The sequence below is a fragment of the Tardiphaga sp. 42S5 genome, assembly GCF_034044155.1.
GTDB lineage: Bacteria > Pseudomonadota > Alphaproteobacteria > Rhizobiales > Xanthobacteraceae > Tardiphaga > Tardiphaga robiniae.
This window is the reverse complement of sequence record NZ_CP139027.1, coordinates 3,612,285-3,634,193: the sequence shown is the minus strand read 5'-3', so window position 1 is coordinate 3,634,193 and position 21,909 is coordinate 3,612,285. Positions and strand designations below refer to the sequence as shown.

26 protein-coding genes and 1 tRNA gene are annotated in these 21,909 nt (G+C 62.5%); 10 read left to right on the top strand and 17 right to left on the bottom strand.

The annotated features are described in order from the left end of the window. Positions 1-378: 378 nt before the first annotated feature. The 3 genes from SFY93_RS16765 to SFY93_RS16755 form a co-directional block, all read right to left on the bottom strand. The gene (locus SFY93_RS16765; protein ID WP_320443920.1) at positions 379-816 is read right to left on the bottom strand and encodes a DUF1489 family protein; all 438 of its coding nucleotides are present in this window, start codon (positions 814-816) and stop codon (positions 379-381) included. Between the two features lie 49 nt (positions 817-865). Then, entirely contained in the window at positions 866-1,819 is a 954-nt protein-coding gene (locus tag SFY93_RS16760; protein WP_320443919.1) for a hypothetical protein, read from the bottom strand. 229 nt (positions 1,820-2,048) lie between these two features. Continuing rightward, positions 2,049-2,705 (bottom strand): glutathione S-transferase family protein, encoded by a 657-nt coding sequence (locus SFY93_RS16755; RefSeq protein ID WP_320443918.1) that lies wholly within the window; start codon positions 2,703-2,705, stop codon positions 2,049-2,051. Positions 2,706-2,833: 128 nt separating this feature from the next. On the opposite strand from SFY93_RS16755, the gene SFY93_RS16750 reads away from it, so the two are divergent. Beyond that, on the top strand, positions 2,834-3,550 hold the full coding sequence (locus SFY93_RS16750) for a DUF599 domain-containing protein (protein ID WP_320447790.1): 717 nt from the start codon (positions 2,834-2,836) through the stop codon (positions 3,548-3,550). Here the strand turns inward: SFY93_RS16750 and SFY93_RS16745 are convergent. Then, the gene (locus tag SFY93_RS16745; protein WP_320443917.1) at positions 3,525-4,451 is read right to left on the bottom strand and encodes a cell envelope integrity protein TolA; all 927 of its coding nucleotides are present in this window, start codon (positions 4,449-4,451) and stop codon (positions 3,525-3,527) included. The genes SFY93_RS16750 and SFY93_RS16745 overlap by 26 nt on opposite strands. A 116-nt stretch (positions 4,452-4,567) precedes the next feature. Here SFY93_RS16745 and SFY93_RS16740 point away from each other — a divergent pair, with 116 nt between their 5' ends. Then, positions 4,568-4,879: a DUF3253 domain-containing protein gene (locus SFY93_RS16740; RefSeq protein WP_320443916.1), complete on the top strand. Its 312-nt coding sequence runs from the start codon at positions 4,568-4,570 to the stop codon at positions 4,877-4,879. Positions 4,880-4,883: 4 nt separating this feature from the next. On the opposite strand, the gene SFY93_RS16735 is transcribed toward SFY93_RS16740, so the two are convergent. The 4 genes from SFY93_RS16735 to SFY93_RS29680 form a co-directional block, all read right to left on the bottom strand. Further along, positions 4,884-5,687, bottom strand: a complete 804-nt coding sequence (locus SFY93_RS16735; RefSeq protein WP_320443915.1) for a YdcF family protein — start codon at positions 5,685-5,687, stop codon at positions 4,884-4,886. An 86-nt stretch (positions 5,688-5,773) separates the two neighbouring features. Continuing rightward, positions 5,774-6,592: an aldo/keto reductase gene (locus SFY93_RS16730; RefSeq protein ID WP_184515928.1), complete on the bottom strand. Its 819-nt coding sequence runs from the start codon at positions 6,590-6,592 to the stop codon at positions 5,774-5,776. A gap of 96 nt (positions 6,593-6,688) precedes the next feature. Then, complete coding sequence (locus SFY93_RS16725; protein WP_320443914.1) at positions 6,689-7,009, bottom strand: type II toxin-antitoxin system RelB family anti-toxin transcriptional regulator; 321 nt, start codon at positions 7,007-7,009, stop codon at positions 6,689-6,691. A gap of 199 nt (positions 7,010-7,208) precedes the next feature. Further along, positions 7,209-7,532 (bottom strand): c-type cytochrome, encoded by a 324-nt coding sequence (locus tag SFY93_RS29680; RefSeq protein WP_414717149.1) that lies wholly within the window; start codon positions 7,530-7,532, stop codon positions 7,209-7,211. A gap of 230 nt (positions 7,533-7,762) precedes the next feature. Between SFY93_RS29680 and SFY93_RS16720 the strand changes: the two genes are divergently transcribed. Continuing rightward, complete coding sequence (locus tag SFY93_RS16720; protein ID WP_320443913.1) at positions 7,763-7,948, top strand: hypothetical protein; 186 nt, start codon at positions 7,763-7,765, stop codon at positions 7,946-7,948. A gap of 55 nt (positions 7,949-8,003) precedes the next feature. Here SFY93_RS16720 and SFY93_RS16715 read toward each other — a convergent pair whose 3' ends face one another. Then, on the bottom strand, positions 8,004-8,396 hold the full coding sequence (locus SFY93_RS16715; RefSeq protein WP_320443912.1) for a hypothetical protein: 393 nt from the start codon (positions 8,394-8,396) through the stop codon (positions 8,004-8,006). A 146-nt stretch (positions 8,397-8,542) separates the two neighbouring features. Here SFY93_RS16715 and SFY93_RS16710 point away from each other — a divergent pair, with 146 nt between their 5' ends. Further along, the gene (locus tag SFY93_RS16710) at positions 8,543-8,902 is read left to right on the top strand and encodes a hypothetical protein (RefSeq protein WP_320443911.1); all 360 of its coding nucleotides are present in this window, start codon (positions 8,543-8,545) and stop codon (positions 8,900-8,902) included. A 240-nt stretch (positions 8,903-9,142) separates the two neighbouring features. On the opposite strand, the gene SFY93_RS16705 is transcribed toward SFY93_RS16710, so the two are convergent. Together SFY93_RS16705 and mgtE are read right to left on the bottom strand one after the other, a co-directional pair. Continuing rightward, on the bottom strand, positions 9,143-9,304 hold the full coding sequence (locus tag SFY93_RS16705; RefSeq protein WP_320443910.1) for a hypothetical protein: 162 nt from the start codon (positions 9,302-9,304) through the stop codon (positions 9,143-9,145). Between the two features lie 28 nt (positions 9,305-9,332). Then, a complete protein-coding gene (mgtE, locus tag SFY93_RS16700) occupies positions 9,333-10,763 on the bottom strand; it encodes a magnesium transporter (RefSeq protein WP_320443909.1) in 1,431 nt (476 codons plus the stop codon). A 136-nt stretch (positions 10,764-10,899) separates the two neighbouring features. On the opposite strand from mgtE, the gene SFY93_RS16695 reads away from it, so the two are divergent. Then, positions 10,900-11,709: a polysaccharide deacetylase family protein gene (locus SFY93_RS16695; RefSeq protein WP_320443908.1), complete on the top strand. Its 810-nt coding sequence runs from the start codon at positions 10,900-10,902 to the stop codon at positions 11,707-11,709. Between the two features lie 117 nt (positions 11,710-11,826). After that, positions 11,827-13,125: a polysaccharide deacetylase family protein gene (locus SFY93_RS16690; protein WP_320443907.1), complete on the top strand. Its 1,299-nt coding sequence runs from the start codon at positions 11,827-11,829 to the stop codon at positions 13,123-13,125. A gap of 11 nt (positions 13,126-13,136) precedes the next feature. Here the strand turns inward: SFY93_RS16690 and SFY93_RS16685 are convergent, their stop codons facing one another. Next, complete coding sequence (locus SFY93_RS16685; protein WP_320443906.1) at positions 13,137-13,508, bottom strand: hypothetical protein; 372 nt, start codon at positions 13,506-13,508, stop codon at positions 13,137-13,139. A gap of 388 nt (positions 13,509-13,896) precedes the next feature. Between SFY93_RS16685 and SFY93_RS16680 the strand changes: the two genes are divergently transcribed. The 3 genes from SFY93_RS16680 to SFY93_RS16670 all read left to right on the top strand — a co-directional run bounded on the left by SFY93_RS16680 (position 13,897) and on the right by SFY93_RS16670 (position 17,066). After that, positions 13,897-15,093: an MFS transporter gene (locus tag SFY93_RS16680; RefSeq protein ID WP_320443905.1), complete on the top strand. Its 1,197-nt coding sequence runs from the start codon at positions 13,897-13,899 to the stop codon at positions 15,091-15,093. 224 nt (positions 15,094-15,317) lie between these two features. Then, the gene (locus SFY93_RS16675) at positions 15,318-16,427 is read left to right on the top strand and encodes a phosphatase PAP2 family protein (RefSeq protein WP_320443904.1); all 1,110 of its coding nucleotides are present in this window, start codon (positions 15,318-15,320) and stop codon (positions 16,425-16,427) included. Positions 16,428-16,796: 369 nt separating this feature from the next. After that, positions 16,797-17,066, top strand: a complete 270-nt coding sequence (locus tag SFY93_RS16670) for a hypothetical protein (protein ID WP_320443903.1) — start codon at positions 16,797-16,799, stop codon at positions 17,064-17,066. 288 nt (positions 17,067-17,354) lie between these two features. Here SFY93_RS16670 and SFY93_RS16665 read toward each other — a convergent pair. Beyond that, a tRNA-Leu gene (locus SFY93_RS16665) sits at positions 17,355-17,439 on the bottom strand. 101 nt (positions 17,440-17,540) lie between these two features. Then, positions 17,541-17,783 carry a FliM/FliN family flagellar motor switch protein gene (locus tag SFY93_RS16660; RefSeq protein ID WP_068730739.1) on the bottom strand — a complete coding sequence of 81 codons (243 nt, stop codon included), beginning with the start codon at positions 17,781-17,783 and terminating at the stop codon, positions 17,541-17,543. 81 nt (positions 17,784-17,864) lie between these two features. Here SFY93_RS16660 and lipB point away from each other — a divergent pair, with 81 nt between their 5' ends. After that, complete coding sequence (gene lipB, locus SFY93_RS16655) at positions 17,865-18,593, top strand: lipoyl(octanoyl) transferase LipB (RefSeq protein WP_320443902.1); 729 nt, start codon at positions 17,865-17,867, stop codon at positions 18,591-18,593. A 15-nt stretch (positions 18,594-18,608) separates the two neighbouring features. On the opposite strand, the gene SFY93_RS16650 is transcribed toward lipB, so the two are convergent. From SFY93_RS16650 to SFY93_RS16640, 3 genes are read right to left on the bottom strand one after another with little or no spacing between them, the layout of a single operon-like run. Further along, complete coding sequence (locus tag SFY93_RS16650) at positions 18,609-18,908, bottom strand: acylphosphatase (protein WP_320443901.1); 300 nt, start codon at positions 18,906-18,908, stop codon at positions 18,609-18,611. Continuing rightward, positions 18,909-19,775, bottom strand: coding sequence for an isocitrate lyase/PEP mutase family protein (locus SFY93_RS16645; RefSeq protein WP_320443900.1), 867 nt, complete (start codon positions 19,773-19,775; stop codon positions 18,909-18,911). After that, on the bottom strand, positions 19,772-21,787 hold the full coding sequence (locus SFY93_RS16640; RefSeq protein WP_320443899.1) for an acetyl-CoA carboxylase biotin carboxylase subunit: 2,016 nt from the start codon (positions 21,785-21,787) through the stop codon (positions 19,772-19,774). Before SFY93_RS16640 ends, SFY93_RS16645 begins: the two co-directional genes overlap by 4 nt. Positions 21,788-21,909 lie beyond the last annotated feature (122 nt).

Below are 21,909 nucleotides of genomic sequence, written 5' to 3'. Positions count from 1 at the left end.
CTTGCCAGTGGCAGTGCTGGCGCAGATCCGTCCTGCCCGAAGACAGACGTCACCCGTGAACCGCGTGACGCCGCATCTCCGGCGTCCACCGCATCCCACCCCGCGAACGTGACGATCGCGATCGCCCCTCTCGGTGGGGCAGGACGGAGGGGAATATAAACCTGATGGGGATGTTGTCAATGATAGATAGGAAAAAATGTTTGGGTGGCCAAAACTGTCATTCCGGGGCGTGGCCGGCCCTTGCCGGACGCGAACCCGGAATCCCGACATGTTCAGCGCAAAACATCCCGAGATTCCGGGTTCGCGCTCTGCCGGCTCCGCCGGTGACGCACGCCCCGGAATGACGAGTATGGGGTGGAATGACGAGCGAGCCCTGCCCTACAGCAGCCCCAATTCCCGGAGTTCGCGCCGCATCGGCTCCGGCATTGCCTCGATACTCGCGGCAGCCTTGCCGAGATCCGGCGGGGCGTCCTTGTCGGTGAGGTAGCGCCAGCCCTGGAACGGGCGCAGCGGACGCGGCGCGACGGTGACGGGTTTCGGCTGCATCACCAGGCGACAGCGGTTGATGCCGTCGCTATCGCGGAACGGTTCGATAGCGAGAATTTTCTCACGCAGCGCGATCTCGCCCTTGATCACCCAATAGAGCGAACCGCCATCGAGCAGTTCGGCATCGCGCTTCGGCACCATGCGGGTGACGTGAATGTGATGCTGGGGTGCGCCGCGCGCTTTTGCTGCGCGCATCCGTTCAGAGAGATAGCTCTTGAAATCCGCGATGGATTCGCAGCCAACGGCGAGCTTGATGAGATGCAGGGGCATGGGTCAGAAATCGGCAGTGCGACGCGGTTTTACAAGGCGTATCCACCGCTCAGTTATCGGCCGGCGGAGCCTCCGGTGCAAGCTGCACGGGCGCTGGGGCGGCAGGCGCCTGTGGACGAGCGGCGGTCTTCGGTGCGGGTTGCTTCTTCGCGGCAGCAGGTGGCGGCGTTGCCGTCGCGGCGCGCGGTGCAGGCGCCTGCGCATTGGCGGCCGCCGGTGGCTTCACGGGCGTTTCGGTCATGATCGAGATCGGCGGAATCGAGGACGAGGACGGGAAATCGGCCGTGGTCGGCTTGCCGGTCGGAACCGACGCCGGCAATCCGGCCAGCGCGCCCGTCGCAGCGGCTGCAGCCGCAGGCGGCGCGTTCCAGCCGGGCGCATAGCGCGTCACGAGACCCTCATAAGTGCGCTCTTCCATATTCGCGGCAATCCGCTTGTGATCGGTCAACGCGGCATAGGCAGCGCAGCTCTCCGGCATGCAGCGATCGCGCGATTGCAGCACATAGGCAATCAGACCGTAGCGATCGCGCTCGATGGCGCGGCGCAGCCCGGCCAGTTCAGGCGTCATGGATTTATTCGCTGCGGCGACATCGCCATACGACGTCAAACGATTGATCTGCGCAGCCGAGGCCGATACGGCAGCCGCCACTGAATCCGCCGAGCCAAACAGCACCTTCTCGCAGCCCGCGAGCACCATGTCGCCGGCAAGATCGTCGAGACAGGACAGCGCCGGCAGCGAGGCATTCACCTGAGGCGCCGCAACGGCGGCGTGCGAGGCGTCCTGCCCTGCGCTTTCGGATTTGCGCAGCGTCGCCGCAGCAGCAACGCCGATCGCCAGCAGCGTGATCACGGTCAGCGCGCCGTTGGCGACGGACTTCTCGGCGCGCAGCAGCGTCGCCAGCACGATCAGGGCGAAGAAGACGGAGGCAGCCAGCGCGAGCCACATCGGAAGCGTCGGCGCGCGCCAGATTTGATCGAGCGAATTCGCCCATACCCCGTTCATCGAGTCGTCCCCGCATGTGTGGAAGCCATATTTTTTCCGAAGAAAATGCTTCCGAAGAAAGTCCGGCTGCCATGAACCCGCAATATGCGGTTGTTATGGCACGGCCCCGGTCATGACGAAATCGTGGCGGCGCGGGCCTGGATTCTGACGAAATCAGAACCTTGGCCCTATCCTTTTATTTTGACGCGTTTCTTGACGCGATCCGGTGGCCATTTCGCTCGAAAACGCTTTAGTCATCCTCGAAGCGCGGGATGACGATGGTTTCGGCGAGGCCCTCGTCGGTCCATTGCCGGAACGCCGGCAGCGCCTGCATCACATCCATATACGCACGGGCTTCCGGCGTGACATCGATCTCGTAGGTCAGGAACCGGTGCACCACCGGTGCATACATGGCGTCCGCGCCGCTGAAGGCGCCGAACAGATACGGTCCATATTTGCCGTAACGCGCACGGCAATCGGCCCAGATCTGCTGGATGCGCCGGATATTGGCCTTGGCATCGTCGGACAGCGCCTTCGCGCGGACCGGCCGGTGCAGGTTCATGCCGCATTCGTTGCGCAGCGGCATGAAGCCGGAATGCATCTCGGCGGACACCGAACGCGCATGGGCGCGCGCGGCCCGGTCTTCCGGCCACAGCTTTGCATCCGGAAAGCGCTCGGCGGCATATTCGATGATCGCCAGCGAATCCCACACCGTGATCTCGCCATCGACCAGCGCGGGCACCTTGCCGGACGGGGTCACATCGAGAATGCGCTGCTTGTCGGCGGCATCCGTATAGAGCGGGACAAACACCTCCTCGAAGGGGATGCCGGCAGCCTTCAGCGCAACCCATGGCCGCATCGACCAGGACGAATAATTCTTGTTACCGATCACCAGCGACAGCGACATCAACCACTCCTTGCGACACCGGTAAATTGCCACGCATACGCCTCTGCAAGCAAGCCGCGTACACAGGCTTGTTGCTGCATCACGGCATGCGTGTCAGAAGTGCCAACTGATACAATAGGTGCTTCATGATCAACTATTCCTGGGTCGACGTCTTCGCGCTGGGCTTCTTCATCCTGGAGTGGACGACCTATGCGATCACGCTGGAGCACACCAAATACGGCCGCGACAGCCTGTCGGCACGCATGCACGCCTATCGTGAGGTCTGGATGCGCCGCCTGCTGGAGCGCGAGGCGCGCATCGTCGATACCCACATCATGACCTCGCTGCAGAACGGTACCGCGTGGTTTGCATCGACCACGCTGATCGCCATCGGCGGCTCGCTGGCGCTGCTGCGCGCCACCAATGAAGTGATGCCGATGATGCAGAACCTGCCGCTCGGCTTCAACACCACGCCCGGCATGTGGGAGATCAAGTGCTTCGGGCTGATTCTGATTTTCGTCTATGCGTTCTTCAAATTCGCCTGGTCATACCGGCTGTTCAACTACGTGGCGATCCTGATCGGCGCGATGCCGCTGGCCTCGAAGCGCGACACGCCGGAGGCCGAAGCGCATGTGGTGCGCACGACGCGGATGTTTGGCGCGGCGGCCCGGCACTTCAACCGCGGGCAGCGCGCCTTCTTCTTCGCGCTCGGCTATCTTGGCTGGTTCGTCAGCCCTTGGGTGTTTCTGGTTTCGACGGCAGCCGTGGTGATCGTGACCTGGCGCCGGCAATTCGCCTCCAATGCCTGGCAGGCCATGGCGCCAGATGTGGATATCAGGGTTACCCCGCGAAATCCTGCGGCGTAAAATCGAGATCGAGAACTTTCCACTCGTCGTATTTGTCGGCTGGCAGCATCGCATAAGGCTGGCAGGCTTCCAGCGCCTGCTTGGCCGCCTGCATCAAGAGCGCGGCCTTGGCCGGCCGCCGCACCTCGATCACCGTGGGCTCCGCGACCAGCCGGCCATCCGGCGAGAACACGGCGCGCAGCTTGACCTTGGCGTCATCGCCGCGCGCGACGGTGGTGGGCAATTTCGAACAGGTTTTGAGATGCCGCCGAAAAGCGGCGATGTCGAGCTTGGACAGGTCCGCCTGCTCCGATGCGCCGCCGCCGAAGCCTTCAGGCAAGCCCAGCATGACGCCGTATTTCACGGTGATATCGGCCTCGGGCTGCGGCGGCACCTGCTGTGGGCCCGGTTGCGGCGCCGGCGGCTGAGCCTGCAGCGCAGCCTGCTGCTGCAACGGCGGCTGCGCAGCCGGCGGAGGTGGCGTTGCGGGTGTGGCCTGCGGCTGTTGCTGGGCTGGCTGCTGAGGCGGCGGCGGTTGCTGGGCGGCCTGTTGCTGCGGTGACGGTGCGGGTTGCTGCGGCGACGTCTTTTGCGGCTGCGGCGGGGTGTTTTGCGCCGACGACTGCGGTTTGGCGGCGACCGCCTGGGTCTTCTGCTCTTCCAGGGTCGGCTTGTTGGTCAAATCAGGCAGCCGAAATTCCGGCTCAGGCTTCTTCTCTGGCTTTTTCTCAGGCTCCGGCGGCGTCTCCTCGGCCTTCTTTTCGGCTTCTGCGAGCTGCTGCGGCGTCACCAGATCGACGGCAACGCTCTCCTCATGCTGCTCCATCGGACGCGCATCGGCGAAATAGACGCCGGCCGCCAAAGCGAGGTGGCCGACCACCGAGACGGCAATCGCTGCGCGGATGAGGTGCCTTGGTTCCATGGGGCTAATGAGACTTCTATACGCCGACTGGCCCGATCATAGCGTCGTGCCCTCCCCCGCGCCATGTCCGCCAAGCCACAGCTTGCGTCATGCGGTACGATGGGTCATGGCAGTGCATGGCCAAATCCCCTCCGAAGACCCCGAAGCCGTCAGCCGCCAAGCTGGCCCCGAAGCCCAAGCCCCTGCCGCTCGACGAGGCGATCCTCGACGCGCTCACCCGTAACGGCGCGGGCACGCTGAGCCCGCCTGAGATCGCGCATGTGATCGAACCCGAGGGCGACTGGCATGCGCTCCTGATGCCGATCCGCCGCGCCGCCGTGGCACTCGCTTTGGACGGCCGCCTCGTGATCTATCGCAAGGGCAAGCCGGTCGAAGATCCCAACGACTTCCGCGGCGTGTATCGGCTGGGGTTGCCGAAGGCGGAGTGACGCATCACCGCTTCTTCGGCCCCGGCAGCAACTCGCTGCTGCGGCCCGCGAGCCAATAGGTGATCAGCCCGACCCATTCGTGAACCGCGATGTCGCTCCGGCCAAGGCCGGCGCTGACGGAATCGAAGGTCTCGGTGGCATCGATCCAGCCGCGCGTGCGCCAGTCCACCGGATAGGCTTCGACATCGAAGCCGACCCTGCGGAACGCGCCGATCGCGCGCGGCATATGCCAGGCCGACGTCACCAGCAACCAGCGCTCGCCGGGCTTCGGCGACACCAGGCCTGCGGTGAAGGCGGCATTTTCGTCGGTGGTGCGGGAAGCGGTTTCGAGCGTGACGCGTTCCGGGGCCACGCCGAAACGCTGCAGCAGCTCGCCGGCAACGGGCGCTTCGGACAGCGACTTTTCAATCAGGCTGCCGGCGCCGCCGGTGAAGAGGATGCGCGCCTGCGGATAGCGGCGCGCCAGCTCCAGCATCGCCGTTATCCGCTCGCCGGCCGAATTGATCTCCAGCGAGCCGCGTGCCGCGGACGAATCCGAATCGATAGCGCCACCGAGCACGATGATGCCATCGGGTGCACGGCCATCGTCCTGCCATTTCGGAAAACGCTCGGTCAACGACAGCATCAGCACATTGCCAACAGGCGAATAGCCGAACAGCAGCAGCAACAGGATGCCAAAGGTCACCAGCAATGTTCCGACACGCTGGCGCTGCAAGAGCACCAGCACAATGCCGATCACGCAGATGATGGCGATCGCATTGGACGGCTCCGTGAAGAAGCCAAGCATCTTGGAGAACGTGAAAAACATGAGGCCCTTGGCTTGCCAGACGGTGTCACTGCATGAGCCATCCTGCCTACAAGATCAATGCGGCAAATGCCGGCTGGCTTGATGGATCAATCCCATTTCGGCGCGAAGCCGTAGTCGGTCAGCCGCCCCTTCGGATGCGCCAGATGCGAAATCCGGGACATCTCGTTTTCGGACAGCATGAAATCGAACACGTCGATATTCTCCGACAGACGCTCGACCTTGGAGGTGCGCGGGATCGCCACCGCGCCCTGTTGGACCAGCCAGCGCAGGCAGACCTGTGCTGCGCTCTTGCCATGTGCCTTGCCGATCTCGGCAAGCGTTTCATCGCCGCGGACATTGCCCTGGGCGATGGGGCTGTAGGCGACCATGGCCAGACCATTCTGCCGGCAGGCGCCCTGCACCTTCGCCTGGTCGAGATAGGGATGGTATTCGACCTGATCGCAGACCAGCGGCGCGGGACATGCGGCCACCGCCTGTTCGATTAGCGCCACGGTGAAATTCGACAGGCCGATATGTCTGGTCAGGCCCATCTGCCTGGCATGCGCCAGTGCGCCGAGCGTTTCCTCCAGCGGCACCTGCGGATTCGGCCAGTGCAGCAAGAGCAGATCGACCTCGGTCATCCGCAGCCTGGTCAGGCTCTCCTTCACGGAGCGTTCGAGATTGTGAGGCGCGAAATGCGTGGTCCAGACCTTGGTCGTCACGAACATCTCGTCACGGCGAATGTGCGACGCGTGGATGCCCTCGCCGACATCGCGCTCGTTCTCATAGACCTGTGCGGTGTCGATGTGGCGATAACCGAGCCTGATCGCCTGCTCGACGGTGCGTGCACAAGCGCGGCCGCGCAGTTCCCATGTCCCGAGGCCAATGGCCGGGATACGGGCGCCGTTTGCTTCCACGAACTGCATCATCTTCTCCTCTGACGGAGGAACGATACGAACGCCGACAAGCTTTTCCCGGACATCGCCGGCGCGTCAGCACAGGCGATAATCCACAGTGATCGTTCAGGCGTCCGCGGCAACCGGCGCGAGCGCCGCGAACACCGTCTCCGGTGCGTGTGCGATCACCGCCAGCAAGGCACGGGCCGGACCGCGCGGCATGCGCTTGCCCTGCTCCCAATTGCGGATCGTCTCGACGGGAACGCCAAGACGCGCGGCAAATTCCATCTGGGTCAGCTGCGCACGGCGGCGCAGATCGCGAACTTCTGCTTCGCCGGGTCGCACCGCGACCGGCTCCGGCACGATAGGCATATCGGGAACCAGCGGCACCTCGTGCCCGTCCCGCAATTCGACGATCCGTCCGTCAGCCTTCAACCGCAAGCGCATGTTCGACCTCATCGCGCGCAATGGTCGACTATTACCGTTAAAGAGCGGTGAATGTTCCGTGCCGTCATGGCGAGAAGGCGCGGGGACGAGGAATTCGTTGCGCTGTCGAAGCAGCCCCTCATGCATCCGACAACAGCGTTCCCATCTCGGGTTCAGCCCCCATCAGCGACGAGTCATCAGGAATTGCGCGACACCTTGATCATTTGGTCCTAGCGATCTTGTCAGTCAGATACTCATTCAGATCGCGAAAGTCCTTCACCGTCCATGCGAACGGAGGCAATTTGACGCCGTTTTCCCGCAAGGTCCTTGGAATAAGATCGCCGTTGGGACGGAGTATCACGGATGATACAATGACGCCGGGATAATCAAGCAGACGCTTCTTGAACTCGGGTGTCGTGAGATTGGGTGCGGGCGGATTGCTTTTATCAGCCAAAGGCCCTGTGCCCTTAACGTCGTTTCCGTGGCACATTGCGCAACGGCTTAAAAAAATCCGCTCCCCATTCCTGCTGTCTGCAAGAGACATCGACGGCATACAAAGCACTATCGCCAATGCAGTAGCAACGAACCCCTTCGTAACCATAAACAACACTCTGCCTCCGATACTGCCGAGCCATGTCGCATGAAATAGTGACTGAGTGGTTAGAGTGAACACGAGCCCGGCTAAACCAGCGCGTGAGCAGGTTCAACGCTTTTGGAGTGACAGCAGATGACTGCGACGGCGGTGTCCTGATCAGGAACGGCAGGATTGGGGTCATGCTCGGCGGTCGTTTCGTCGCCGACACGATCCTTGGAGCCACCTATGTGGGCGGCATCCGCGTCTGGGGTGGAGAAGACACTCGTTACCGGCTGGTCTTCGCAGAGGACCTCAGCAAGGTAACGATGACGGCAACAAACGGCGGCGGGTCTATCGACGCAAAATGCCGGAATATCCAGAATTGAGCGCGCCACCCGCCCCGGCGATCATGGAATGAAAATGCGACACATTGCTAGTCGATCAATCGTTTTCGGCAAAGTCCGTCATTTTCCAGCCGGCATCATCCTTGGCGAAACTGTAGATGAGCGATCCGCAGAAAGCCGAATAACTGACCTTACCCTCGTGGGTGTCCATCACGGGCTTCTGCTTGGCAAGACACTTCCGCTGCGCCGGTTTGAAAGCACCCTTCCAGATCACAGGGAAATCAGCCGCTTGTCGTAGATCGTGGTAAAGGATCGGATATTTGACCATCTGCGATACAGCCTTCTGGTCGCTCTTGCCGACGGCAGCATTGAATTGCGTCCAGAACGCTGCGAAGCCGTCATCGCTCCCCGCCGCCAGCGCCGGTCCCGCCGATATCAGCAAACCAGCCACAAGCAGTCCCCTGCCGATCACCGATCCGATCGAATTCATGTTCGCCCTTCCATGCAGTAATCAAGCATTGTTCAATATGTCGCTGATTGCCTAACAAGGTTCAGAGCCGAAATAGCATAGCTCAATGGCAGGAACGCCTAAGAGTGCGGAAAACCCCGCAGACGTTCTTGGAATGGGATAGAACGATGGACGAGATGAAACAGGCAGACTACGCGCTTGCACTGAGCACCCTCACCCATGCGATCGTTGATGAAAGACAGAAGCGCAAGAACGATCCGGTGCGGTGGAAGGCTATCACGGCGGCCCAAATTTTCGAAGAGAGAGTCGAAAGCCACGAAGAGCATCTAACCGACGTCATTTTGGATCACCCCGTCGAAGGTGCCTGCCTACTCGCAATTCGCCATCTCGGAAATATCCTGAACAATGCAGGTGGCACAGATCTCATGCAGGATGTACTTGCTGCCGCTACACTGGCTGACAACAATGGCCAGCGCATCTCGATCATAAATGAGCATTGGAACGACATCGGCTCTTGGGCGCCATAAAACTCTTCCGCACTTCCGAACAAACAATCACAACTCCGTGACGCAGGATTTCTCATGAGGGATCATCAGGGAGTCGGCTGAATCTTTCCCTGGACTTCGAATGAAGCCAGTCATTGGATGAGGCGCAACAGGGAGAGACCCATGGCACGCCTGATTCAACGAGTTACCGCGAACGGCCTCACTACTTATGTTACGCGTCAAATTGAAAGCGTCGAGGACGCCGAAGCGGAAGCTGCACGATCAGCCTTTGACTTTATCATCGAGAACCAAAGGCGGGACGTGGTTTGCTATCGAATAGGAGGCTTCACTCCTGATCATCACCGCTGATTCACGAACGATCTCGCTGAAGCCCAGGATATCGACGAAAGCGACATAGCGATCGGTATAGACGATTTTCGACACCTGCCTGCCTCCTTTGTCGTTCCCGGATTTACTTTAATCCGAACCACAGCGTGGCAATGCCGAGGAAGGCGAAGAAGCCGACCACGTCGGTCACCGTGGTCACGAAGGTACCGGAGGCGACGGCCGGGTCGGCCTTGACGCGTTCGAGCACCATCGGGATCAGGATGCCACCGAGTGCGCCGGCGATCAGATTGCAGATCATTGCAAGGCCGATGACGATGCCGAGACCGGGCGTCCTGAACCAGGCATAGGCGGCGATGCCGGTGATCACGGCAAAGGCCAGTCCGTTGATCAGGCCGACAAGGCCTTCGCGGATCACGATGCGCATGGCGTTGTTGGGGTTGAGCTGCCGCGTCGCCAATGCGCGCACCGCAACCGTCATGGTCTGGGTTGCGGCATTGCCGCCCTGACTGGCGACAATGGGCGCCAGCACAGCTAGCGCCACCATCTGCTGCAGCTGGTCCTCGAACAGGCCCAGCACCGACGACGCGATGAAGGCCGTGGCGAGATTGATCAGCAGCCAAGTAAAGCGGCCCTTGGCGATGGTCCAGAAATTGTCCGACAGTTCTTCGTCCGACGTGACGCCGCCGAGCGCCTTGAGGTCTTCGTCTGCCTCCTCCTCGATGACGTCGACGACGTCGTCGATGGTGATGACGCCGACGAGGCGATCGTCGGTGTCGACCACAGGCGCCGCGACAAGATTGTACTTGCCGAACATCCGCGCCACTTCCTCCTGATCGTCCAACACCGAGACGCGGCGGCGGTCCTCATCGATCAGATCAGCCAGCAGCACCGGACGGCGCGCGCGCAGCAGTGCGTCCAGCGACACTGCGCCCTGCCAGCGCTGATCGGCGCCGACGGAATAGATCTCGTAGAACCGGTCCGGCAGGTCCGGCGTTTCGCGCATATAGTCGATGACCTGACCGACATTCCAGTCCGGCGGGACCGCAATGAACTCGGTCTGCATCCGCCGGCCGGCGGAGTTTTCCGGGTAAGTGAGGCTGCGCTCCAGCGCCACGCGCTCGGACAGCGGCAGCTTCTCGAGAATCTCGTCCTGGACCTCCTCGTCGACGCCTTCCAGCAGTTCGACGGCATCGTCGGAATCGAGCTCGCGGACACCCTCGGCGACGGTTTCCGGTTCCAGCTCCTCGAGCAGTTCCTCGCGGACGGCATCGTCGACTTCGTTGAGCGCCGAGAAGTCGAAATCGGCGCCGGTCAGCTCGATCAGCGGCGCGCGCTCGTCGGCATCGAGCGCCTCGATCAGGTCGCCGAGATCGGCCTCGTGGAGCTCGCCGACGATCTCCTTGAGGAATGCGGTATCGGCAACCTGAACCGCGTGCGAGATCGCCTCGACAAATTCCGGGCGAATGTCGCCGTCATCGTTGCGCATCGGCATCTTGTCGAGCGCCGACAATTCCTCGGGAGCGACCGATTGGGCGAGATCGACGTCATCGGCCATGCCGCACCTCGCCTGCTTGTTTGGGGGGTGACGGAGCTAGCGCTATCCTGTCGGAAATGCGCTAATCCATCTGTGAACGGAAGCTCGCATCAGGCATTACCCAATGCGCAATGCCTGATGCAATCGGAAAAATGCGGTGCGCGAAATCAGCGGCCGGGAAAGTGTCGTGATCGTGTTGAAGGCCGCCATTCTTGCCTTGATTGCATCGACCGTCGTCGCACATGCCGAAGACTGCCCGCGCAAGGATACGCTCGGCACCGCGCGCATTCTCACCGTGGATCCGAAGACCTATCCACGCGTCGGCACCCAGAGCTTTCCGGATACGCTGCCGCTGGAAGATCGCGAGGTTGTGCTGACCTTCGACGATGGCCCGAATGCGCCGACCACGACGAAGATTCTCACGGCGCTGTCGCGCGAATGTGTTCGCGCGACCTTCTTCCTGATCGGCAACAGCGCGACGGCCAATGCGGCGCTGGTGAAGCGCATGGCAGCCGAGGGCCACACCATCGGCCATCACACCCTCGCCCATGCCGACCTCAAGAAGATCAGCAATGCGGCTGCCGTCGAGCAGATCGACCGCGGCATCAGCGCCGACGAAATGGCGCTGAATGGCAAGGCGACGACCGTGCCGACCACGCCCTTCTTCCGGTTTCCCTATTTCGAGTCGACCCCGGCCCTGCTGGACATGCTGCAATCCCGCCGGATCGCAGTGTTTGGCGCGGATTTCTGGGCCAGCGACTGGAATCCCATGACCCCGCAGCAGCAACTGGAGCTGATTACCGGCCGGCTGAAGGCCGCCGGGCGGGGAATCATCCTGTTTCACGACACCAAGGCGCAGACTGCCGCGATGCTGCCCGATTTCCTGCGCTATCTCCGGGAGAACCGCTACCGCGTCGTGCATATCGTGCCGCCGGCCGCAGGGTCCGCCCGCTCCAGTTCCCAGTAGAACGCGCGATCATCAGGATGCGGAAAATACCGTCGGCGGGCCGACATGATTAACATTGCGTTCACAGCCGCCCCGGTACCTTTGCAGCCGACATCAAAGCGAGTGACGGATCGACCAATGAACAAGGCGACGACTGACCGGGCACGACGCCTTCTGTGCCTGAGCCTGCTCACCGGCCTGACCCTGTTCACCGCCGCCGCAGCCTCCACCACCAGCGCTTTGTCGGCCGAGGCGTGCCCGGGCAATCCCGGCGCGCTCGGCACCTCGCGCACCATCGTGGTCGATCCCCGCGAGCACCCCAAGATCGGCACCATGCAATATGCCGAGACGCTGCCGCTCCAGGACAAGGAGGTCGTGCTGACCTTCGACGACGGTCCGATCCCGAAACACTCGAACGCGATCCTCGATATCCTGGCCTCCGAATGCGTGAAGGCGACGTTCTTCATCATCGGCCGGATGGCGAAGGAACATCCCGAAGGCGTGCGCAAGCTGATCGCGCTCGGCCACACCGTCGGCACCCACAGCCAGAACCATCCGCTCAGCATGAACCGCATGCCGATCGAGAAGGCGCAGCAGGAAATCGAGGACGGCATCGCCAACACCACGGCGGCGCTCGGCGATCCTGCGCTGCTGTCGCCATTCTTCCGGATTCCCGGCCTGCTGCGCGCCAGCGTCGTCGAGGACTATCTGGCCTCGCGCGGCATCCAGACCTGGAGCGCCGATTTCCCCGCCGACGACTGGCGCCATGTGTCGTCGCAGAAGGTCCATGACCTCGCGATCTCGCGCATCGCCGCCAAGGGCAAGGGCATCCTGTTGCTGCACGACATCCAGCCGCGCACCGTCGCCGCCCTGCCCGGCATCCTGCGCGACCTCCAGGCCGGCGGCTATCGCATCGTCCATGTCGAGGCGGCAACGCCGGACAAGCCGAAGACGCCCACCGAGCCGCAGCAGTGGCAGTTGCATCCGGTGTCGGAGACCGTGGCCGTCACGCGCTGGCACAAGGTGCCGACATTCGCCTTCGCCCATGATGACATGCTGCCCGCACCGGCGATCTCGGCCTCCGACCAGATGCTGTCGCTGACCGAGAATTTCGATCGCATGCGCCGGCCGCGCAATGCCGTGCCATTGCCCGAACAGGCTCCGTGGCCGCGCGCCGCGGCGCTGCATGCGATGACCAGCAGTGCCTCGCTGCCGGTACCGGCACAGGACCTGTTCGAGCTCGCCGAACGTCACGGCAAGCCGATCAAGGCACTCGTGCAGCTACCACATCATGCACAACAGACGGCGCCTGCCCGCGGCAGCGATTCAGATGCGATTGCGAAACTGATCTCGCTCGATGCCAGCGCTGCCAAACGCACCATCCCCGGCGCCATTCCGCCGGGCCTGCATCCGACGGCAGTTGCCGCCCCGCACTGAGCGCGACGGGATCAGGTGACGATCTTGGCGATGCACAGCACCACGATGATGCCGAGGAACAGCAGGTCGATATAGGACTTCATCTCGCCGGCCTGGCGCTGCTCGACCACGTCCTTCACGACAGCCTTGCGCGACGACACGGCAGAAGGGCCTTCACCGGCCAATCCACCAAGCCGGCGTGCTTCGAGTTCGAGCTTCTCGATCGCCTTGAAGAAGACGAAGGAGCGCAGCGCCGAGATCGCCCGCATGCCGGCATAGGCCAGCACCAGCGCCGCCACGATGGCGCGCTGCTGATAGGCGCCGACGAAATTCAGGCTGAAATAGACCAGCGCCAGGAAGGCAAAGTTGGAGATGAAACGATAGGCATAGCTCAGATATTTCATGTCCGCTCCGGAAGATCGACGCTACCGGCCATGTCTAGCTGCCGGACGGCGGCGTTGCTACTGGCAAGTCGTTACCCGAGCGCTAAAGGATGATGACAACTGCAATGCATCTGGAGATTTATCCGCAACGCGCCAACGGACTTTTGTCAACGACGGCGCGTGGCACCGACCGACCGGTCGAACGAAGAGCGACCAGCATGTTCGGGCGCCATACCATAAGCGCGATCATACGGCAGCGCTTCCCATAGTGTACAACCTTGACAGAGGAACCTGCTTCGCCGTAACCAGCCGCTTGCAGGGCATCTCCCCGCCGTAAGCGTTAACGTCACTCAACGTGCTCAGCTCCGGACAGCCCCAACGTGGCTGGCCGCCTCGAAAGCACGTCGACATGAATCAGAACGCTCCTCCAAAATTCAAAGCTGCGTCCAAGCCTGCACCGCTCAGCCGTGACGACCGCAAGAGCCTGATCAAGCAGGTGCTGATCGTCTTTTTCGGCTTCCTCTCGGTCGGCCTGCCGCTGCCGCCGATCTCACTCTACATGCATGATCAGCTCGGCTTCTCGGCCGGTGTGATCGGCCTCGCCATCGGCCTCCAGTCGGTGGTGACGGTGCTTACCCGGCACCGCGCCGGCACGCTGAGCGACCATCACGGCGCGCGCTACGCGATCCGGCTCGGCCTGCCGCTGTCGGCGCTGGCCGGCCTGTTCTATCTGCTCGCGGCCGTGGCGCCGCTGCCGGCCGAAGGCAAGCTCACGCTGCTGCTGATCGGACGCGTCGCGCTCGGCTTCGGCGAAAGCCTGTTCATCACCGGCGCCATGAGCTGGTGCATCGGACGGCTCGGCCCGCACCGCACCGGTCTCGTGATGTCCTGGCAGGGCATCGCCATGTATTCGGCGATTGGATTGGGCGCACCGATCGGCCTCGCGGTCTATGCCTCGATCGGCTTTGCCGGCGTCGGCGTGCTGGCGGCCATCTCGCCACTGATCGCGCTGGGGATCGCCTACGCCATCCCCGACGTGCCTGTGTCAGGCAGCACCGAACGCACACCATTCTACAAGGTGATCGGTCTGATCTGGCGTTCCGGCACGGTGCTGTTCCTCGCCACCATTCCCTTCGCGGGGATCACCGGGTTTCTGGCACTGACCTATGCGGAGCGTGGCTGGTCCGGCGCCGGCATCGCGCTGGCGGCGTTCTCGACGGGCTTCATTGTCGTGCGCCTGGTCGGCAGCCACCTGCCCGACCAGTTCGGCGGCGCGCGCGTCGCGATGACATCGCTGGCGATCGAGGCGCTCGGCCAGGCGCTGATCTGGCTGTCCACGAGTCCGATGCTCGCACTGCTCGGCGCACTCGTCACCGGCATCGGCTTCTCGCTGATCTTTCCCTCGATGGGCGTCGAGGCCACGCGCCGCGTGCCCATCGAACAGCGCGGCCGCGCCGTGGCGAATTTCATCGCCTTCTTCGATCTGGCGATCGGCCTCACCGCCCCCGCGGTCGGCTATGCGGCGGGCGTGTTCGGTTATGGCGCGACATTCGTGATCGGCGCTGTCGCAGCGATCTGCGCGCTGGTGCTGGCGGCAACGGGGTGAAACGAGGCGTATCTCCGCCTCGCTTCAATTGTGCCTGCACCGCTGCACGGTTCAGTTGGGAATGATACAGCGGCCGGCCCGCAGATCGGTTTCAGGCGCCATCAACTCGATCAAATTGAAGCTAATTTTCTCGCTCATTTGAAACCCTGAAGGGCAAAAGGCGAACCCGCGCCGCGCAAAATAATACCACCTATAAGCGAGCGGCTGTTACTTCGAATGTTCAGTTGTTGCTGATTGTTTCGGAGACAGATGCGGTGAACGCACGCGGTGCCTACAGCCTTAACTCGTCGATTCGCTTCCTGGTCACCATCATCGCTCACGTCGCGCTTCTGACGCGAGGCGGAGCAACAGCCAGCCGCCTCATGAAGCTGGCATGGTCCGTCATCATCGGTCTGGCGATCGTCGATCTGGTATGGATAGCCATGACGGACCTTCGGTTGGCTCCGTCCAGCTGGATAGCAATCGTGCGAGTGATCTCGTTCAGCCTGTTTGCTGCACTCCTGTGCGAACTGATCTCCCAAAGACTCCAAGGCAAAAACGATCCGATCGGGCGACTGCTCAAGCTTGTCGCAGATTGCCTGGGGACGGTCACCGTCGCGATGGTCGCCTTCGCACTATTGGCCGCCGTCGTCATCATCTTTTGCTGCCTCGCAGCTGGCGCTGCGTTACCGTTGCAGGATCTGCGGCTTGCCGCACTGGATGCAAGTCTCGGCCTTGATTGGAAGTCATTCGTCGCTTTGGCCAACAGCAACGACTTGATCAGTCGCATCCTTCTCGTCGCCTATCAAAATACAGGCGGTGTCGTGTTCGCCACTATGCTTTGGCTGTGCCTTTCAAAGCGCCTGGAAAGACTCGCGGAATTCCTGACCATGCTGTGCCTGACGGCTATCGGCACCGCTGCGGGAATGTTGATCTTGCCGGCCGCGGGTGCCTACTCCCTGCACCAACCGGCACTGGACGCATTTGGCAATTTCGGCACCGATGCCGGCATGTGGCATCATAAGCTGCTCATGCAATTCCGATCCGCGCATCCGCCTCTGATCGATTTCGACACCCCCAACATCAACTGCCTGGTGACCTTTCCTTCCGGTCACACGATTCTCGGCCTGGTCACGACTTACGCCTTGCGAGATCGACTCTATACTTTCTTGCCTGCCCTGCTGATCAACAGCGTCATGATCATTTCGACATTACCGGTGGGAGGACACTATTTAGTAGACCTGATCGCAAGCGGTGCCGTGACCGCCTCGTCGATCACGTTCATCCGTTCGATGAAGAGAGTTCGTTCCAGGACGTCTCGATCTGACGACAATGTGCTGGCTGGTGCGACCTAGCGTCTGTCGGGCGGGTTTCGCCGTCATCAGCCGAGACCGGCTTCGCCCTTGTGCGGTTAGTCGACAGTCACCTGCCCGACCATTTGGCGGCGCCCGCGTGGCGATGGCATCCGCGAGATGCGCGACGACGATGCGCGCGATCAGGACGGTCCGAAAATGACCCACAACACGAGCGTGATGAAGCCAGAGAGCGCTACCGCAACAATGGCCGCCAGCAACTCATTGTCGAACGCTTTCTGATTCCACTTTGGCATGCGCATGCGCCAACCCGAGGCCGGAATGATCGTTCCAAATGCCGTCATTTACGAGGACCAATATTCTCTAGCCTCTGTTCTTCGTGCGCACCGCAATGACAGAGAGGACATCCCAGTGAAGAAGATTTTGATCGCAGCCGCAGTCGTCGGTCTCACCGCAACCTCCGCCTTTGCGCAGTCGGGCGCAAACCCGAGCGCGCCGCAGCCCGGTTCGACAGGGGTAGACGTAAACCAGCCGGGAACAACCAGCACCGGCACCGCCGTCGATCGTCCGGACTCCATGAAGAAGGACGGCATGCTGGGCACCAGCGGCATGAGCACCACCAAGATGAACAAGGACAACATGGCCAAGGATGGAATGGCCAAGGACGGTATGAAGAAATAGGCTGCCAGGAACCGAAGCGCCGCGCTGCTGTTAGCCGCGCGACGCTTTTCTGCTCTCAATCGTTCCGGGTCAACGTCAGGCGGACACGCACTCGTTCGAGAATACGGGCCCTGCGACCTGCCCGGTATTTTGTCATTGTCGACAGCTCACGAGTCGGCTGCCGCTAACCGCCCCGCCGGTCCCTCCATGCACGGACGAGTGCCGTATCGTTGCGTGCCCATGGCTCGTCGCACTAGAGATACGACAGCGTATCGCAGTGAATAATCCAACAATTTCAATGATGAGGTGTGGTGCGCTCGGAGGGACTCGAACCCCCACCCTGTTACGGACTGCCACCTCAAGGCAGCGCGTCTACCAATTCCGCCACGAGCGCTAAAGAAATCCGGCGAGGGCAAATCGCCCGGCCGGATCAACCGGCGCCGATGTAACAAACCAATGATGGGGAGACAAGGCCTCTTGGCCTCTCCGGGCCACCTATCTGTGGTCAGGGGACCGGGGCAGCATCTGCTTGACCTCGACCGCAATCCGGTTGCGATCGACCATCACCACACCGCTGGCGACAGGCAGGTTATTGGCAAGGATTTTGACCTCGTCCTGCTCTGTGGCATCCAGTTCGATGATGGCGCCGCGGCTCAGCCGCATCACCTGATGGACGGGCATGGACGTGGTGCCGAGAACCACCATGATATCGACGGTAATTTTATCGAGGGTTGGCACGTCGGCCTCAAATTCCCAGATGCAGGATCGCACAGATGCAAGATTGCGGTGCCTGCGAGATCAACATGTTATGGTTAGCCAATGGTTAATGACCGCCAAACCCTAGATTTAACAGTGTTTTCTCGCGGCCTCCCCGGCCGGCCAGTGGAATGGCGGGTGTCGGACGCGCCGATTCCCTATCCCGAGGCCGTCGCCGAGATGGAAGCCCGGGCTGCGGCCATTGCCGACGGCACCGCGCCGGAACTGGTCTGGCTGCTGGAACACCCCCCGCTCTATACGTCCGGCACGTCAGGCAAGGCGGACGACCTGCTGGATGCCCGATACCCGGTGTTCGAGACCGGCCGCGGCGGCCAGGTCACCTATCACGGCCCCGGCCAGCGGGTGGCCTATGTGATGCTCGACCTGAAGGCGCGCCGCCCGGACGTGCGGGCCTATGTGGCGGCGCTGGAAGACCTGATCATCCGGACGCTGGCCGCCTTCAACGTGAAGGGCGAGCGGCGCGAGGACCGCGTCGGGGTCTGGGTCGCCCGGCCCGACAAGGGCGCAGGATATGAAGACAAGATCGCCGCCATCGGCGTGCGGCTGCGGCGCTGGGTCTCGTTCCATGGCATCGCCATCAATGTGGAACCGGATCTGGCGCATTTCGACGCCATCGTGCCCTGCGGCGTGGTCGATCCCCGCTACGGCGTCGCCAGCCTGGTCGATCTCGGCTTGCCGGTGACCATGACGGATGTGGACGTGGCACTGCGGCAGGCGTTCGGGGAAGTGTTCGGCGAGGCCGAGCAGTTCGCGGCAGAAGCGGCGGTCTGAGCGACGCGATCGAAATTACAGCGTCGGCAATTGCGAGAACACCTCACCGTTGACGCGCAGGGCAAGCATGTCTGGCGTGGCATCGCTCGTCACGACGCTATCGACGCGCGCGGCCGTTGGACCACGGCGGCACGCCTCGATCATGTCAGTGACAATATCGGCGGGTCCCGCAAACACAGCTTCCACGCTGTTATCGCGGCGGTTGCGCACCCAGCCTTCGAGGCTGAGCAACGAGGCTTGTTGGCCGGTCCAGTAGCGATAGCCAACGCCTTGCACGCGGCCGAGGATCATCACGTGACGGATCACGCCACTCATCTATTTCTTGAGTCCCAGGAAATCGATGCCGCGCTGTTTCACGACGGCACCGCGGGTGACGCTGTCCATCAACTCGCTTGAGGCAAGATTCTTCAGATCCTTCGGCCCCGCACCTTCGCGTACCGCTTTAAGAGTCGCATGGACGGCAGCGGTCGCCGCGGAGATCGGCGCATGGCCCTGAATGGCGATGCGGACGCGCTGGGCGCTGAGGAAATCCCAATCCATGTCGTCGGTGGGACTGCCGAGCACGATCGGCAGCGTGGTCGCAGCGCTTGCCGCCTGCAGCTCGGCGCGGCTCTTGAGGCCGGTGAACATCACTGCATCGACGCCGGCGGCTTCATAGGATTTGGCACGCGCAATCGCGTCATCCACGGAGGTGATGGACGCAGCGCCAGTACGCCCCACAATCACCAGCGCCGGATCCTGTCGCGCATTCAGTGCAGCCTTGACCTTGCCGAGCCCCTCTTCCGGAGAGATCAGCTGCGCCTTCGCTTCGCCAAAGGCGGCGGGCAGCAGCGTGTCCTCGATGGTCAGGCCGGCGGCGCCGGCGGCTTCCAGCTCTTCCACCGTACGGCGGACATTGAGCGCATTGCCATAGCCGTGATCGGCATCGACCAGCACCGGCAGCGAGCCGGCGCGCGACATCCGCCGCATCTGCTCGGTGAGTTCGGACAGCGTGATCAGCGCGATGTCGGGATCGCCGAGAATGGCGAGCGACGCCGCCGAGCCGCCGAACATGCCGACCTCGAAGCCGAGGTCTTCGGCGATACGCACCGAGATCGCGTCATAGACCGATCCCGGACGCATGCAGCGATCGCCGGACAGAAGCGCCCGGAGTCCGTAACGGCGTTGCCGGAAGGTCGTCACGCGAATTCAAGAATGAGCGCATCCACCGCCAGCGTTGCGCCAGCAGCGGCATGGATTTTCTTGACGGTGCCGTCGCGTTCGGCGCGGAGCACGTTCTGCATTTTCATCGCCTCCACAACGGCGAGGGTCTCGCCGGCCTTGACGTCCTGACCTTCGGTCACGGCAATCGAGACGACGAGGCCCGGCATCGGGCACAGCAGCTTCTTGCCGGTGTCGGCCTTGACGCCCACCGGCATCAGGCGCGCAGCGGTAGCCTCCGCCTCGGTGAAGACATTGACCGCGACTTCATAACCCTGATGCGCGATGCGGATGCCCGACGTCTGAGGGCGCACCTGCATGGCGACGTTATGGCCATCGATGGTGCCTTCCCAGACCGGCACGCCCGGCTTCCAGGACGACGAGAGCTTATGCGGCGCACCCGTCTTGCCGTCAGCACCGACGAAGGCCACCGTCACGACATCGCCGTCACGGGCCACGTCGAGCGCGATCTCCTCGCGCTCCAGCCACACGGCGCGGCGACCCGCACGGGTCACCGGACGGCCGATCAACTGGCCGGAAATCTGCCGCTTGCGTTCGCCGTAGATGGAGTCGACGGCCGCGGCCACCGCGGCGATACGGCGGGCGACTTCGCCCTCCGGCGCCCTGGCGGCGAAGCCCTTGGGGAATTCCTCGGCGATGAAGCCGGTGGAGAGATTGCCCTCGCGCCAGCGCGGATGGCTCATCAGCGCCGACAGGAACGGAATGTTGTGGCGGATACCGTCGATATAGAAGGCGTCGAGCGCATGAGACTGCGCCTCGATGGCGGCGGCGCGCGACGGGGCGTGGGTCACAAGCTTGGCGATCATCGGATCGTAATAGATCGAGATCTCGCCGCCCTCCTGCACGCCGGTGTCGTTGCGCACGGTGATGTTGTCGGACTTGCTCTCGGCCGGCGGACGATACTTCACGAGACGACCGATGGACGGCAGAAAGTTGCGGAACGGATCTTCCGCATAGACGCGGGACTCCACGGCCCAGCCGGTCAGCGTGACGTCCTTCTGCGCAAGCTGCAGCTTCTCGCCGGCGGCGACGCGGATCATCTGCTCGACGAGGTCGACACCGGTGACGAGTTCGGTCACGGGATGCTCGACCTGAAGGCGGGTGTTCATTTCGAGGAAGTAGAAGCTCTTGTCCTGGCCGGCGACGAATTCCACGGTGCCGGCCGAATCGTAATTCACCGCCTTGGCAAGGGCCACGGCCTGCTCGCCCATCTTGCGGCGGGTGGTCTCGTCGAGCAGCGGCGACGGCGCCTCCTCGATGACCTTCTGGTTGCGGCGCTGGATCGAGCATTCGCGCTCGCCGAGATAGATGACGTTGCCGTGCTTGTCGCCGAGCACCTGGATTTCGATGTGACGGGGATCGACGATGAACTTCTCGATGAAGACACGGTCGTCGCCGAACGACGACTTCGCCTCGGCCTTGGCGAGGTTGAAACCCTCGACCACTTCCGAAGTCGAATGCGCGATGCGCATACCCTTGCCGCCGCCGCCAGCGGACGCCTTGATCATCACGGGATAGCCGATCTCGTCGGCGATCTTCACGGCGTGCTTGTCGTCCTCGATGACACCGAGATAGCCCGGCACGGTTGAGACGTTGGCCTTGGCTGCCGCCTTCTTGGATTCGATCTTGTCGCCCATGGCGGCGATGGCGCCGGGATTGGGGCCGATGAAGACGATGCCGGCGGCCTCCAGCGCGCGTGGGAAGGCTTCTCGCTCGGACAGGAAGCCGTAGCCGGGATGCACAGCTTCAGCGCCCGTCGTCTTGCAGGCCTCGACGATTTTCTCGATCAACAGATAGCTCTCGGCCGCGGCCGGAGGTCCGATGAACACGGCCTCGTCGGCCATCTCGACATGCAGCGCATCGCGATCGGCTTCGGAATAGACGGCTACGGTCTTGATACCCATCTTGCGGGCGGACTTGATGACCCGGCAGGCGATCTCGCCGCGATTGGCGATCAGAATTTTTTTGAACATGAGCTGTCTTACTTGCAACCTTGAGGCGGGATCGGAAAGATGGGGTCGACGGTACAATGTGGCATGGCGCCGCAGTCGTAACAATTCTGTCGCGGACAAAAACTAGAGAAGACGTCTGGACC